Raw genomic sequence first — 13,428 nt, forward strand, 5'->3', positions numbered from 1 at the left:
GCGCCTCTTTGTGCGGCGGTGCCGTATGGTCTCAATCGTGCAGGCGAACGCGAAGCCTTCATTTTCGTGCCCCAATAGCTTTTGTTCTGGAAAAGGCATTATTCAAAAACTGGCTTTCCGCCACCCCATGAAAATAGCAACAATCCGCTTGCAGCGGAACCGGAAAGCGAAAATGATGCATCCCGATTTTTTCCAAAAGGCGCATTCGATATTTCACTTCGATTGAAGCGGCGGCTTCCGGCGACAACAAAGGATTTATTCAAATCGCGGCCGCGATACTCGCAATTGCAGCACCCGCGCTTGCGCAAGCGCCGAGCCAGGCGCAACGCGACGCGATCAAATCCCAGTGCCGCTCAGACTACATCGCGCATTGCTCCAGCGTGCCGTCGGGGACCGAGGCGTCCCTGCAATGCCTGCAGAAGAACATGTCGAGCCTCTCATCGAACTGCCAGAGCGCTGTGCGCGCCGTCGAAGCGCCGGCGGCAGCACCCGCCAAGCCGGCAGAAGCGGCCAAGCCCGCTGAGACCGCCAAGCCGGCCGAGGCCGCGACGCCGAAATCCGCAGCGCCGGCGGCTGCAACGGCAGCGCCGGCTAAATCTGCGGAGCCAAAGGCCGCAGCTGGCGCCTCTGCCGGTCAGCCGACCAGCGCACAGACGTCCGCCATCCGCAGCGCGTGCCGCTCCGATTATCCGAAGGTCTGCGCCGGCGTGCCGACCGGCGGCGCGCCGGCGCAGCAATGCCTGGAAAAGAACAGAGCGAAACTTTCAGCGGGCTGCGAGAAAGCCGTCGCCGCCGTTAGCGGCGGTGGCGCGGCAGCAGCATCCCCCGCGGCAGGTGCGGCTCCGGCCGCAGCGGGGGCAGCGGCCACCGCGGCTCCGGCGGCTCCGACCGTGATCGTGCTGCGGCCGATGCGGCCGCGCGAAGAGCTGTTCGTGCTGCGATCGGCCTGCGGCGCCGACGTCCGCACCATTTGCGGCGGCGTGCCCGCTGGCGGCGGTCGGATCGTGCAATGTCTTGCAACCAACGCCGCCCAGCTTTCGCCGGCGTGCAAGGATGTTCTGTCCCAGTTCGCCGCGCGATAGAACGCACGGCGATGGCTGTCCACGATTGACCGGTTTTGCCGTTCACTCGCCTCCGCGAAAGGCGAGGATCAGCTGAATGAGGCGAACCGAGAGGGCGATATAGAGGACCGTCATCAGGATTTGGTACGCAATATGCCAATTGAGCCTGGCGAGCTTGTAGAGACCGTCGAGGAAGTTCAGCAACAGGAGAATGACGCCGAACAGCATGACGCCGCGGCCGATTAGACCATGGCGCAGATAGCCGAACAGCACGATCGCTGGCTCACTGCTCGAGACATGGGCGCCGGCCGATACGATCAGCGTCCCGATGATCATCTTCTCGACGTGAGAAAAAATTTCCCTGGAGACCGGCTCGACCTGTTTGGAATAGAACGCCAGCCATTTGGCCCTGACCTGCGCCATTGGGTTTTCCCTGCAACGATGAATGGGAGCTTCACTACAGCGGGTCGGCGATCAGGAAGCAAGAACGCCGCCTGCCTGGTTTGCGGATAGTCCGAGAAGAAATGAGGGGACGGCCGGCGTTCATGCCGGCCGTCAACCGAAACGAGATCGGCGTGCGCGAAAACCGCCACAGGTATCCGCAGAACCTTCCGAAAAACTTTCAAGAAAAAACTTTCAAGACCTGAACATCAACCAGTACCAGTCCGGGAGACCAACATGCGTTCCTTCCTGCTGATGGCAGCCGCCGTGCTGTCTTTTTCCGCCACCATGACGTTTGAAACCACCGAGGCCAATGCGGTGGTTTGCGCCCGCGGCGTCGTTCGCGCCGGCTGCGCCGGAGCCCGTGGCGCGGTCGTCGTCCGCAAGCCTGCCGTGGCCTGCAGGACCGTGGTGGTGAACGGCGTGAAGGTTCGCCGCTGCACCTGAGCCCCAGGGGTTTCCATCGAAGGCCCGGTCTGGCCGAAGCTGCCGCAGAGCGGACAACCGTTCGCGGACAGAACCGGCGGGGCTGAAACAGGCCATTGGCGCCCGGTTCTGACGCAGGTCGGGACCGGATGCTTCTTCGTTCCCTGATCATTTTTCTGTAGCGCAAATTTCCGGCGCGGATTAGTCTCCAGCCCAAATTAGTAAGTATACTGTCGATTGGGAGGAAGACGTGCGCATCGCCGTCATCGGCGGAGGCCCCGGCGGTCTCTACTTCGCCTATCTCTGGAAACGGCGTCATCCGGACGTGCAGATCGACCTGTTCGAACAGAACCCCGAAGGCGCGACCTGGGGGTTCGGCGTGGTGTTCTCCGAACAGGCGCTGGAATTCCTGCGCGCCGACGATCCCGACACCGTCGACGCCATCACGCCGCGGATGGAGAGCTGGAAGAACATCACGCTCAACCTGGATGGGCAGAGCGTCGAGATCGACGGCGTCGGCTTCTCCTCGATCGGCCGGCTCGAACTGTTGACCATCCTGCAGCAGCGCGTGCGCGCGGCCGGAATCGCCGCGCGATACAACACCACGATCCAGTCACTGGACGAACTCGGGGGATACGACCTGATCGTCGCCGCCGACGGGCTGAACTCGCTGGTGCGCCGCGGCTTCGAGAAGGAATTCGGCACGACGGTATCGCACTCAACCAACAAATTCGCCTGGTACGGCACCAGCAAACGCTTTGCCACGCTGTCGCAGACCTTTGTGAAGACCGATCTCGGATCGTTCAACGCCCACCACTATCGCTATTCGCCCTCCATGAGCACGTTCCTTGTCGAATGCGATGCGGCGACCTGGCAGGCCTACGGCTTCGAGCACAAGACCATCGAGCAGTCACAGGCGATCTGCGAGGAGATATTTGCCGACACGCTGGATGGCCATTCGCTGGTCTCGAACAAGTCGGTGTGGCGCAACTTTCCCTGGATCTGGAACGAGAACTGGTCGCACGGCAACATGGTGCTGATCGGCGACGCCCTGCATACCGCGCATTTCTCGATCGGCTCGGGCACCCGGCTCGCCATCGAAGACGCGATCGCGCTGACCAAGGCGCTGGAGGCGGAGACGGAGATTGCCGCAGGCCTCGCCCGCTACCAGGCCGAACGCAAGCCGATCGTGCAGAAGCTGGTGACGGCGGCGCGTACCAGCGCCGACTGGTACGAACATTTCCCGGAACGCATGAAGCTCGACCTGATGGATTTTGCCTACAGCTACATCACCCGCTCGGGACGGATCGCCGATGCGCGGCTGCGCGCGATGTCGCCCGAATTCATGGCGCGCTACGAGGCGGAAAAGAAGATCGGGAGCCAGGCATGACGTCAGCAATTTCCGACTTGGTGCCCCGCGACAATCCCGGCGCGCGTGAGATCGGCTTTACGATTCCGGAAAGCTATAACGCCGGCCGCATCCTGTTCGACAACCTCAGCCACGGCCGCGGCGACCGGCTGGCGCTGACCGGCCCCGGCGGCACCCGCACTTACGCAGAGCTCTGCGCCGAGGCTTCGCAATGGGGGCATGGCTTCCAGTCGCTCGGCCTGAAGCGCGGCGACCGCATCCTGATGTTCCTCGACGACACGCCGGCCTACCCGGCGGCGTTCTTCGGCGCAGTGCGGTCCGGCTTCGTGCCGCTGTTGATCAACACGCTGACGCCGCCGGATTTGCTGCAGTTTTATCTCTCGGACGCCGGCGCGGCCGTGGCGGTTGCGGAGGCTGAGTTTACCTCGCGGTTCAATGCGGAGGCCTGCAAGGATACGCCGCTGCAAACCTTGATCGTTGTCAATGGCGTGGCGGACGAACACGCCGTGCCGAAAACCCTGATCGCCCAGCAATGGTTGCAGGGATTCTCCACCGATCTGCCGGAAGCCGACACCCAACGCGACGACATGGCGTTCTGGATGTATTCATCCGGCTCGACCGGACGCCCCAAGGGCATCGTGCATCTGCAGCACGACATGGCCTATAGCGAGCAGGCGTTTGCCCGCAACGTGCTCAAGCTTACGCCCGATGACATCTGCTTCTCGGTGCCGAAGATTTTCTTCGCCTATGGCTTTGGCAACGCCATCACCTTCCCGTTCTCGGTCGGCGCGGCGACGCTGCTGCTGCCCGGCCAGCCGAAGCCGGCAACGATCTTCGAGGCGATCGGAAAATACCGGCCGTCGGTGTTCTACGGATTGCCGACGCTCTATACCTCGCTGACCAAGGCCGAGGGTGCTTCGGCCACCGATTTCTCCTCGCTGCGGATGGCGCTGTCGGCCGCCGAAGTGCTGTCGGCGGAAGTCTTCAACGGCTGGAAGGCGCTGACGGGGCTCGAGATCATCGAGGGATTGGGCTCCACGGAGGCCCTGCATATCTACCTTTCCAATCGCCCCGAAAGCAAAAAACTCGGCGCCGCGGGCCTGCGCGTTCCCGGCTACGAAATCCTGCTGAAGGACAAGGACGGCCGCGAGGTCGGAGACAACGAGGAAGGCATTTTGTGGGTGCGCGGCGATTCCAATACGCCGCTGTACTGGAACCGGCCGGACAAGTCGGCGGAGACTATCCGTGAGGAGGGGTGGATCTACACCGGCGACCGTTTCGTCCGCGACAGCGACGGCTTCCATTTCTTCCGCGGCCGCGCCGACGACCTGATCAAGATATCAGGCCAGTGGGTTTACCCGCTGGAAGTCGAACTGTGCCTCGCCGAGCATCCCGACATCCGGGAATGCGCCGTCTTCGCCGCCGAACTGCCGGATCGGCGCATGACGCTGAAGGCGGTGGTGGTGATGAACAAGGGCGAGTTCGACAGCAAGGATGCGACGAAGGCGCTGCAGGATTACGTCAAGGCAAAGCTGCTGCCCTACAAGTACCCGCGCGAGATCCGGTTCATCGCGGAACTGCCGAAGACGGGCACGGGCAAGATCGACCGACAGGCGCTGATGAGGATGTAGCGGCAACAAACTCGGTGTCGTCCCTGCGAACGCAGGGACCCATAACCACTGATGCTTGTGTTCCGATCGCTGTAGCCCCCGCGTGCCTAACACCACTTCCTGTGGTTATGGGTCCCGGCTCAAGGCCGGGACGACGGCGGAGATTTTGGCATTAGCTCCCCGTCCGTAACACTCCCTCACCCCGCTTTCCCCAGATGCTCCAGCGCGTCTTCGGCGCGCAGCGGCACGCGTGAAGCTTCGTTGTTGAGATCGACGAGTTGCGTCAGTAGCGCCAGCAGGGCCTTGCGGTCGGCCGGCTTCAAGGGCTGCAGCATCCTTGACTGCGCTCGCTCCACCGAGGGCATGATGTCGCGCAGCACGGCTGCGCCCGATTTGGTCAAATGGAGCAGCTTGACGCGCTTGTCCCCGCGCGACGGCTTGCGTTCGATCAGCGCCTTGCTCTCCAGCCGCTCGATCACGTTGCCGAGCGTCGAGCGGTCGAAGGCGATCACCGCCGACAGCCGCGTGGCGTCGATGCCGGGATGGGTGTGGATCGCCACCAGCGCCGCATATTGCACCGGCGTCAGGTCGAACGCGCTGCATTCCTCGACGAAGATCGAGACCGCAATCTGCTGCATCCTGCGGAACAGGTAGCCGGGCGCGGTATAGACCGCGTCCATCGTGATGGGGGATGGCTTACTCGGCATCGGGCTGCCTGTCCGGTGCGGCATCAGTGAACGCCTTGATTTTCCTGGCCGCGGCTTCTGCCTCGAGCAGGCGCGGAAACGCTGCGACGTCGACACCGAAGCGCCGTGCGTTGGCAAGCTGCGGCACCAGGCAGAGGTCCGCAACCGTCGGCGTCGCCCCGAAACAGAACGGCCCCTTCTCGCCCTTGATCAGCGCTTCACAGGCGGCCAAGCCTTCGCGATTGGCCCAGGCCGCCCATTCCGTCACTTTTTCCTCGGCCACGCCGAGCTGGCGCAGCCGGGCCAGAACCTTCAAGTTCTGCACCGGATGGATATCGCAGGCGATGGCCAGTGCGAAGGCGCGCACCTTGGCGCGGCGCAGCGGATCCTTTGGCAACAGCGGCGGGCTGGGGTGGGTCTCGTCCAGCCATTCGATGATGGCGAGCGACTGGGTCAGCGCCGCGCCGTCGTCACTCTCCAGCGTCGGCACCAGCCCCTGCGGGTTGATCGCGAGATAGGCAGGCGCGCATTGTTCGCCCTTGCGAAGGTGATGCGGCAGATGATCGGTCGACAACCCCTTGAGGTTCAGCGCGATCCTGACCCGGTATGCCGCGCTGCTGCGGAAATAGCCATGCAGCTTCATCGGAACCTCCCTCGGTTTTTGTCGTTTGCCCCGGCGGGCCGTGATTGACGCTATCCATATAGTAAGTATACTGTCAATCATGAAACAATAAAGAGTGACGGGAGGCTGACCATGGAAGCCGTGCAGAAGACCCCGGAACGCGAGGCGTTCTACAAGAAGATCGACGGCGAGAATCTTTCCGCGCTGTGGAACGTGCTGGGCGATCTCGTTACGCCGGAGCCGCGAAGCGCCTGCCGGCCTCACTTGTGGAAATTCGATTCGATCCGCGATTACATGACCGAAGCCGGCAGGCTGATCACCGCCAAGGAAGCCGAGCGGCGGGTGCTGGTGCTGGAAAATCCCGGCCTGCGCGGCCAGTCGAAGGTCACGACATCGCTGTTTGCCGGCGTGCAGATGGTGGTTCCGGGCGACGTCGCCCCGGCGCACCGCCACAGCCAGTCGGCGCTGCGTTTCGTGCTCGAAGGCAAGGGCGCCTATACCACCGTCGACGGCGAGCGCACCGCGATGGAGCCGGGCGATTTCGTCATCACGCCGTCGATGACCTGGCACGACCATTCCAATGAGACGAACGAGCCGATGTTCTGGCTCGACGGGCTCGACATCCCGATGGTGCAATTCTTCGATGCCTCCTTTGCCGAAGGATCGAACGAGGACCAGCAGAAGGTCTCCAAGCCCGCCGGCGACAGCTTTGCGCGCTACGGCCACAATCTGCTGCCGGTCGACGAGAAGCGCAAATCCAGGACCTCGCCGATCTTCAACTATCCCTATCATTACACCCGCGAGGCGCTGGAGCAGGCCAAGACGCGCAACGAATGGGACGCCTGCCACGGGCTGAAGCTGAAATTCTCCAATCCCGCGACCGGCGATTTTGCGATGCCGACGATCGGCACCTTCATCCAGCTATTGCCGAAGGGTTTCAAGACTGCGCGCTACCGCTCGACCGACGCCACCGTGTTCGCCGCGATCGAAGGCAAGGGCCGCACCCGGATCGGCGACCAGATTTTCGAGTGGGGCGCGCGCGACCTGTTCGTGGTGCCGAGCTGGCACTGGGTCACGCACGAGGCCGACACCGACGCGGTGCTGTTCTCGTTCTCCGACCGTCCGGTGCAGCAGAAGCTCGATTTGTTCCGCGAAGACCGCGGCAATGCGTGAGCGCGCGGTTAGCGCCCTCCACCGTCATTGCGGGCGAAGCGAAGCAATCCATCGCGCTGCAAGCGAAGTATGGATTGCTTCGTCGCTATCGCTCCTCGCAATGACGAGGATACAGTAGAGTGGGCAAAGGAGCGCTAGCGACGTGCCCACCATTCTTGCGGAGACCGAAATGGTGGGCACGCTACGCTTTGCCCACCCTACTCCGTGCATCATCGCCAATGCAGCAACCGTGTTTCCAGCACGTTGATCGCCTTCCCCACCGCCAGCCCGAACAGCGACAGGATCACGACACCGGCGAGCAACTGATCGGTCTGCATCAGATTGCCGGCCTGCAGCACGAAGGCGCCGATGCCGAACTGGGCGCCGATCATTTCGGCGCTTACCACCAGCAATAGCGCCACTGACGCCGTGATGCGGAAACCCGCGAGGATCGAGGGCAGCGCGCCCGGCCAGATCACCCTGGTCACGATGGCATGGAACGGCACGTTGAAACTCTGCGCCATCCGGATCAGGTTGCGCGGCACCGCGTCGACGCCGCTATAGACCGAGATCGCGGTGGAGAAGAATACACCGAGCGCAATGGTCGCGATCTTCGGCTCCTCGCCGATCCCGAGCCAGAGGATCAACAGCGGCAGCAGCGCAATCTTCGGGATCGGAAACAGCGCCGAAATGAAGGTGATACCGACGCCGCGCGCCAGCGTCGACAGCCCGATCGCAAAGCCGATGATGACACCGGCGACGGTGCCGAGCAGCCAGCCGCTGCCGATGCGAACGACCGAAGCCGATACATGTTGCCAGAGCGCGCCTGACATCGCGAGCTTGTAGAGTGCGACCGCGATCGCTGACGGCGCCGGCAGGAACAGCGGATTGACCCAGCCGGCACTGCCGGCGAGCTGCCACAGCGCGATGACCAGCGCGAGCGCCGTCCAGCCGGAGGCGCGTCCCGCCTTTGGTACAAAGCCGGCGCCGCGAAATGCGACCGGCCGCACTTCGGTTACGCGATCGTCCTGCGGCGCGCGCTCAAGCATGCTGCACCTCGCGCTCGGCATCGATCGCCTCCTCGCGGATCAGCGACCACAGATCGTTCTGCAGCGCCAGCAACTTACCGCGCGCATCGATCGCACCGCGTTCGGCGCGCGTCATCGGGATGTCGACGATCTCCCTGACGCGGCCGGGGCGGCGCGACAGCACCACGATGCGATCGGCGAGCCGCACCGCCTCCTCCAGATTATGCGTGACATAGACCGCGCCCATCGCGCCATCGGCGAGCAGGCGGATGAAATCCTCCATCAGCAATTCGCGGGTCTGCGAATCCAGCGCCGACAATGGCTCGTCCATCAGCAGGATGGCCGGCCGCACCGCGAGCGCCCGCGCGATGCCGACGCGCTGGCGCATACCGCCCGACAATTGCTTTGGATAGGCGCCGCGGAAATCGGTTAGCCCCGTGCGCTTCAGCGCGTCATCGACGACGGCGCGGCGCGTAGCGGCGTCGAGCGCGGTATGCACCAGCGGAAACTCGACATTTGCTTCCACGGTGCACCACGGCAGCAGCGCAAAATCCTGGAACACGAAGGTCAGCGGATTGAGACTGTCGGCCGGCGGCGCGCCGCGCAGCTCGGCCCTTCCCTCGCTCGGGCGCAGCAGCCCGCCAAGGATCGACAGCAGCGTGCTCTTGCCGCAGCCGGAAGGCCCCACGATCGCGACCACCTCACCGGAGGCGACCGTGAACGACACGTGATCGAGCACGTCGAGTCCGCCGAAGCGGTGGCTGATATGGTCGGCGATCAGGTCCATGTGCGTACGTTTTCGATCCGTCATCCTGAGGTGCGAGCGGAGCGAGCCTCGAAGGATGCGCGGCCCGGCTGGTGGCCATCGTCCTTCGAGACGGCCGCTTCGCGGCCTCCTCGGGATGACGGAGTTAGCATGAGCATCAATCCGCCTTCACATACTCCTTCGCGATGATCGCGTCTGCCGCAAATCCCTTGTCGACAAAGCCTTGATCCTGCAGCCACGCGATCTGGTTGTCGACGTTCTTGACGTCGAGCTTGCCGTCCGGATCGATATAGGCGCAATTGCCGACCACCTGCTCCACCGGCAGGTTGGTGTACTTGGCGATGATTTCCAGCAACGGCTTTGTCTTGTCGTTGATCTCGGCCTTGCCGCCCTTCACGGAAGCCAGGATCACGTCGTGATACTCGCGATCGGCGCGCGCCAGCGCGGCGAGCAGCTTGGTCACCATCGCATGGTTGGCCAGCGTCTTCGGCGCGGCAAACACGGCTCCCAATTGCCACGGCGTCTCGTCGCCGACCCAACCGAGGAATTTGGCGCCACCGGAATCGACCAGCGAGCGCGCGGTCGAGATCGGCAGCAGCGCGGCATCGACGGTTTCGCCCTTGAGCGCGGCCGCGGCATTCGACAACGATTGCAGCGGCAGCACTTTCACGTCGGCGAGCTTGAAGCCGTATTTGTCGGCGAGTAGCCCCAGCGAATAATGAAAGCTGGAGCCCACCTGAGTGACCGCGATGCGCTTGCCCGCCAGGTCCTTCGGCGTCTTCAGACCCGCCGCATAGGCGTTGTTGCTGGCGAAGTAGCCGATCAGGGGATAGCCCGCCTTCTCGCGGCTCATGCCGCCGATCACCTTCAGCGTGCCCTTGCCGGCGAGATTGTAGAGCCCGGCGGTGAACGCGGTGATGCCGAAATCGACATCGCCCGACGTCGTCGCCACCGCAATCGGCTGCGCCGCGTCGAAGAATTTCAATTCAATATCGAGGCCTGCCTCGCGGAAATAGCCCTTGTCTTGCGCGATGAACACCGGCGCCGAGGACGACAGCCGGAGCACGCCGATCTTGGCTTTCTGCGCATCATCGGCCCAGGCAATCCCGCCCGCGGCCATCGCCAACAAACCCGCCAGTGCGAGCCGTGCAAACTTCGTCATCCCGTTTCCTCCGTCGCTTCTTATAGCCCTTCGGGCACCTTCTGGTCCCGCCCGATGAATGCGCCCTGTTGTTTCAGCGCTTGTTGCAACTTTTCAACCGCAATGTCGCGTGGAATCGTATTGCCCGACAGCGCCAGCGCCGCCGCGGAGCCTGCCGCCTCCCCCATCGCAAAGCAGGCGCCGGAAACCCGCGCCGCCGACTGGCCCTCATGGGTCATCGAAGCGCAGCGCCCGGCCATCAGGAGATTGTCTATGCCCTCAGGGACCAGCATGCGATACGGCAATTCGTTGAAGCCCCGGGATTCCGGGATAGGCGGGAACGTGAAGGTCACATCTCCCGCGACATGCTGCTCCATCGGCCAGCCATTGACGCCGATGGAATCCTCGAACGAGGCGCAGCCGAGCACGTCCTCACCGGAAAGCATGTAGCCGCCTGTGACGCGCCGCGTCTCGCGGATGCCGAGCTGCGGCGGCAGGTCGACGATGTAGGATTTTTCAAATCCGGGCACCGTGCGCAGGAATTCGAACGCCTGGACCGCCTGCCGCCGGCCCTCGATCTCGCCGCGCGTGAGAGCGTCGGGCTCCAGGCCATTCACCGCCGTGCCGTCCTCGCGCGCCAACTGCGTAAAATTCACCCGCCATTCGATCGCCGAGCGCTGCGGCCGCACGATCGCGGTCTTGCGTGGAAAGCGATGCGTGCCCGCGGCCTCGGCCTTTTCCATCAGCGCCGGGATCGTCCGCCACGCCTCGCCCGCCTTCTCGGGATCGATGCCGTTGAGGCGGAACATCATCGAGGGATAGAGCATGCTGCCGGCATTGTCGCCGACTTCAAACGGCGCCCCCGCCCAGGCCGCGAGGTCGCCGTCGCCCGAGCAATCGATGAAGATGCCGGCGCGCACCGCCTGACGCCCGGCCTTGGTCTCCACCATCAGCACGTTGATGCGCTTGTCGTCCTGCATCACCACGCCGGCGCCGAGCGCATGAAAGAGAATGTCGACCCTGTGGGCGGCGAGCAAATCATCCGCCGCAATCTTGTAGGCCGCGGTGTCGTAGGCCTGCGCAAAAATCTTGCCGAGGATCAGATGGGGCGCATTGAGCCCATCGAGCCGGTCGATCCGCGCGAGCAGGTCGGAGGCGATGCCCTGCACCACCCGATGCATCGCGCCATGGACGTTGGCGTGCAGCCCGCAGAAATTCGTGACACCTGCGGCCGTGCCCATGCCGCCGAGAAAGCCGTAGCGCTCGATCAGCAGCGTGCGGCGGCCGGCGCGCGCCGCGGCGACGGCGGCGGCGATGCCCGCAGGTCCGCCACCGAGGACGGCGACTTCATATTCGCCGTAGAGCGGAATTTGGCGCGCGGGTTCGGTGATGGTTTTCGCGGGCAAATGAGACTTTCCGGACCGATGGATGGGGGGGATAATGCCCTCGACGCGCCATTTTAGCTATCGTGGCAAGTGAGCCGACTCAAGTCCCGACCTGCAGCGGCGAGGTGAGCTTGCGCAGCGCCGCGATCACCGAGAGCGCGGTGATGCGGCCCGTCCGCGGATTTTCCGATGGGATGTTCTCGATCGACATCGTGAACGAGGCAGAGTCGGAATCGACCCTGATCTGGTGACAATTGCGCGTCACCGCCGGATCGGCCCAGATTTCGATCGTCGTGCGATCGGGCCCGATCCCGGCCAGCGACAATGCCGCCACGACATTGACGTTGGCGGGAAACGCCGCGGCGGCATCCCGCGCCGAGCCCTTGAAGACGCAGAGGGCGGATGTCAGGCCCTCCATGGAAATTCCGTTCTCGACGAGATAGGGCGCGCCGGCGAGACCTCCGGGCGGCTTGCGCGTGACCATCTGCACCGAATTGATCGTGCCTTCGGCAGCCGCCGAAACCGCGTCGAAACCGATCAGGGCGCCGGTCGGCACGATGATCTGACCGCCATGCGCCCGGGCAAGGTCAACGAGATCAGGACGGGGCAACAGGGCGCTGGCGCTCAGCACCATGACTTGCCTGCCGGCGCTCAGCATCGGTCGGCAGATCTGGTCGAGGATATCAGCCGGCGCGCATTCGACAACGAGGTCGGCGTGAGCGGGCAGCTCATCGAGCGCAACCAGCGGGCAGGAGATGCCTTCGCGATCGAGCCAGGCTCGCGCCTTCGCTTGATCCCGTGTCGCGATCGCCGCGAGCGCAAGCCCCGGCACCCCCTGAGCAAGCTTGCGCGCCACAGTCTTGCCGATCTCACCCAATCCGGCGATGGCGATGCGTTTGTACGACACTTACGCGATCCCCCAATTCGCTGCCCGCTTCTCCGCAAACGACGCCAGCCCTTCGGACGCCTCGCTAGTCTGCCGCCTCGCGGCATGCATCTTCACCAGCCGCGTATAGGCCTCGTCATCTACGCCCATGCCGCCGAACGAGCTCTCCATTGCAAGCGCCTTGGTTTCCGCCAGCGCCTCGGGGCCATTGGCGAGCAGTTGCTCCACCACTTTCGCGCCCGCAGTCTCCAGCTCGGCAAGCGGCACCACCTCATGCACCAACCCGATGCGCCGCGCCTCCTCCGCGCCAAACCGTTCGCCGGTCAGCGCGTAGCGGCGGACCTGGCGGACGCCGATGGCATCGCAAAGCTGCGGGATGATGATTGCGGCGGTCAGGCCCCAGCGCACTTCGGTGATCGAGAACAGCGCATTGTCGGCGGCGATCACGACGTCGCACGCCGAGATCACCCCGGTGCCGCCGCCGAAGCAGCCGCCCTGCACCAGCGCCACCGTCGGAATCGGCAGCGTGTTCAGCCGCTGCACGGCTTCGAACGTCGCCCGCGACACCTTTTCGTTCTCTTCCGCCGATTTCGGCCGGACGCCGTTGATCCATTTCAGATCGGCGCCGGCCTGGAAATGCTTGCCGTTGCCCTTGAGGACCACGACGCGGAGATTGGGTTTCCTGCCGAGTTCATCCATCGCCGCGAGCACGCCGTTGATAAGGCCAGCGTCATAGGCGTTGTTCACCTCGGGACGGTTCAACGTGACCGTGGCGACGCCGCGCGCGTCGAGATCCCACAAAACCGGATTGGCAGTCATTCAGCGGCCCCTTTGTTCGGCATCTTGTTATGCCGG

Annotated in this window: 15 protein-coding genes; 5 read left to right on the forward strand and 10 right to left on the reverse strand. The window is 64.0% G+C overall.

Going from position 1 to position 13,428, the window contains the following annotated elements:
• Nucleotides 1–58: 58 nt before the first annotated feature.
• Nucleotides 59–250, reverse strand: a complete 192-nt coding sequence (locus tag JQ624_RS00185; protein WP_212416824.1) for a hypothetical protein — start codon at nt 248–250, stop codon at nt 59–61.
• 7 nt (nt 251–257) lie between these two features.
• Between JQ624_RS00185 and JQ624_RS00190 the strand changes: the two genes are divergently transcribed.
• Complete coding sequence (locus JQ624_RS00190; RefSeq protein ID WP_312014372.1) at nt 258–1,082, forward strand: hypothetical protein; 825 nt, start codon at nt 258–260, stop codon at nt 1,080–1,082.
• Nucleotides 1,083–1,124: 42 nt separating this feature from the next.
• Here JQ624_RS00190 and JQ624_RS00195 read toward each other — a convergent pair whose 3' ends face one another.
• Nucleotides 1,125–1,484: a hypothetical protein gene (locus tag JQ624_RS00195; RefSeq protein ID WP_212416825.1), complete on the reverse strand. Its 360-nt coding sequence runs from the start codon at nt 1,482–1,484 to the stop codon at nt 1,125–1,127.
• A gap of 255 nt (nt 1,485–1,739) precedes the next feature.
• Here JQ624_RS00195 and JQ624_RS00200 point away from each other — a divergent pair, with 255 nt between their 5' ends.
• The 3 genes from JQ624_RS00200 to JQ624_RS00210 all read left to right on the forward strand — a co-directional run bounded on the left by JQ624_RS00200 (nt 1,740) and on the right by JQ624_RS00210 (nt 4,928).
• Nucleotides 1,740–1,949: a hypothetical protein gene (locus tag JQ624_RS00200; RefSeq protein WP_212416826.1), complete on the forward strand. Its 210-nt coding sequence runs from the start codon at nt 1,740–1,742 to the stop codon at nt 1,947–1,949.
• Between the two features lie 229 nt (nt 1,950–2,178).
• Nucleotides 2,179–3,318 carry an FAD-dependent monooxygenase gene (locus tag JQ624_RS00205; RefSeq protein WP_212416827.1) on the forward strand — a complete coding sequence of 380 codons (1,140 nt, stop codon included), beginning with the start codon at nt 2,179–2,181 and terminating at the stop codon, nt 3,316–3,318.
• Nucleotides 3,315–4,928, forward strand: coding sequence for a benzoate-CoA ligase family protein (locus tag JQ624_RS00210; RefSeq protein WP_212416828.1), 1,614 nt, complete (start codon nt 3,315–3,317; stop codon nt 4,926–4,928). Before JQ624_RS00205 ends, JQ624_RS00210 begins: the two co-directional genes overlap by 4 nt.
• A gap of 176 nt (nt 4,929–5,104) precedes the next feature.
• Here JQ624_RS00210 and JQ624_RS00215 read toward each other — a convergent pair whose 3' ends face one another.
• Both JQ624_RS00215 and maiA read right to left on the reverse strand, forming a co-directional pair.
• Nucleotides 5,105–5,614 carry a MarR family winged helix-turn-helix transcriptional regulator gene (locus JQ624_RS00215; RefSeq protein WP_212416829.1) on the reverse strand — a complete coding sequence of 170 codons (510 nt, stop codon included), beginning with the start codon at nt 5,612–5,614 and terminating at the stop codon, nt 5,105–5,107.
• Nucleotides 5,604–6,236 carry a maleylacetoacetate isomerase gene (maiA, locus tag JQ624_RS00220; protein ID WP_212416830.1) on the reverse strand — a complete coding sequence of 211 codons (633 nt, stop codon included), beginning with the start codon at nt 6,234–6,236 and terminating at the stop codon, nt 5,604–5,606. Before maiA ends, JQ624_RS00215 begins: the two co-directional genes overlap by 11 nt.
• A 111-nt stretch (nt 6,237–6,347) precedes the next feature.
• Between maiA and gtdA the strand changes: the two genes are divergently transcribed.
• Nucleotides 6,348–7,388 (forward strand): gentisate 1,2-dioxygenase, encoded by a 1,041-nt coding sequence (gtdA, locus tag JQ624_RS00225; RefSeq protein WP_212416831.1) that lies wholly within the window; start codon nt 6,348–6,350, stop codon nt 7,386–7,388.
• Between the two features lie 209 nt (nt 7,389–7,597).
• Here gtdA and JQ624_RS00230 read toward each other — a convergent pair whose 3' ends face one another.
• The 6 genes from JQ624_RS00230 to JQ624_RS00255 all read right to left on the reverse strand — a co-directional run bounded on the left by JQ624_RS00230 (nt 7,598) and on the right by JQ624_RS00255 (nt 13,392).
• Nucleotides 7,598–8,416 (reverse strand): ABC transporter permease, encoded by an 819-nt coding sequence (locus JQ624_RS00230; protein WP_212417419.1) that lies wholly within the window; start codon nt 8,414–8,416, stop codon nt 7,598–7,600.
• Nucleotides 8,409–9,182: an ABC transporter ATP-binding protein gene (locus tag JQ624_RS00235; protein ID WP_212417418.1), complete on the reverse strand. Its 774-nt coding sequence runs from the start codon at nt 9,180–9,182 to the stop codon at nt 8,409–8,411. Before JQ624_RS00235 ends, JQ624_RS00230 begins: the two co-directional genes overlap by 8 nt.
• Before the next feature lie 136 nt (nt 9,183–9,318).
• Nucleotides 9,319–10,323 (reverse strand): ABC transporter substrate-binding protein, encoded by a 1,005-nt coding sequence (locus JQ624_RS00240; protein WP_212416832.1) that lies wholly within the window; start codon nt 10,321–10,323, stop codon nt 9,319–9,321.
• A 20-nt stretch (nt 10,324–10,343) separates the two neighbouring features.
• On the reverse strand, nt 10,344–11,708 hold the full coding sequence (locus tag JQ624_RS00245; protein WP_212416833.1) for an FAD-dependent oxidoreductase: 1,365 nt from the start codon (nt 11,706–11,708) through the stop codon (nt 10,344–10,346).
• Between the two features lie 79 nt (nt 11,709–11,787).
• Nucleotides 11,788–12,594: an aspartate dehydrogenase gene (locus tag JQ624_RS00250; RefSeq protein WP_212416834.1), complete on the reverse strand. Its 807-nt coding sequence runs from the start codon at nt 12,592–12,594 to the stop codon at nt 11,788–11,790.
• Entirely contained in the window at nt 12,595–13,392 is a 798-nt protein-coding gene (locus JQ624_RS00255) for an enoyl-CoA hydratase-related protein (protein WP_212416835.1), read from the reverse strand.
• Between the last annotated feature and the right edge of the window lie 36 nt (nt 13,393–13,428).

The organism is Bradyrhizobium sp. AUGA SZCCT0283, assembly GCF_018130385.1.
Classification (GTDB): domain Bacteria; phylum Pseudomonadota; class Alphaproteobacteria; order Rhizobiales; family Xanthobacteraceae; genus Bradyrhizobium.

Bases quoted from the DNA above. Each gene is read 5' to 3' on its own strand.
- JQ624_RS00240 (WP_212416832.1), bottom strand. From the start codon at position 10,323: ATGACGAAGTTTGCACGGCTCGCACTGGCGGGTTTGTTGGCGATGGCC.
- gtdA (WP_212416831.1), top strand. From the start codon at position 6,348: ATGGAAGCCGTGCAGAAGACCCCGGAACGCGAGGCGTTCTACAAGAAG.
- JQ624_RS00210 (WP_212416828.1), top strand. From the start codon at position 3,315: ATGACGTCAGCAATTTCCGACTTGGTGCCCCGCGACAATCCCGGCGCG.
- maiA (WP_212416830.1), bottom strand. From the start codon at position 6,236: ATGAAGCTGCATGGCTATTTCCGCAGCAGCGCGGCATACCGGGTCAGG.
- JQ624_RS00230 (WP_212417419.1), bottom strand. From the start codon at position 8,416: ATGCTTGAGCGCGCGCCGCAGGACGATCGCGTAACCGAAGTGCGGCCG.
- JQ624_RS00200 (WP_212416826.1), top strand. From the start codon at position 1,740: ATGCGTTCCTTCCTGCTGATGGCAGCCGCCGTGCTGTCTTTTTCCGCC.
- JQ624_RS00195 (WP_212416825.1), bottom strand. From the start codon at position 1,484: ATGGCGCAGGTCAGGGCCAAATGGCTGGCGTTCTATTCCAAACAGGTC.
- JQ624_RS00235 (WP_212417418.1), bottom strand. From the start codon at position 9,182: ATGGACCTGATCGCCGACCATATCAGCCACCGCTTCGGCGGACTCGAC.
- JQ624_RS00255 (WP_212416835.1), bottom strand. From the start codon at position 13,392: ATGACTGCCAATCCGGTTTTGTGGGATCTCGACGCGCGCGGCGTCGCC.
- JQ624_RS00215 (WP_212416829.1), bottom strand. From the start codon at position 5,614: ATGCCGAGTAAGCCATCCCCCATCACGATGGACGCGGTCTATACCGCG.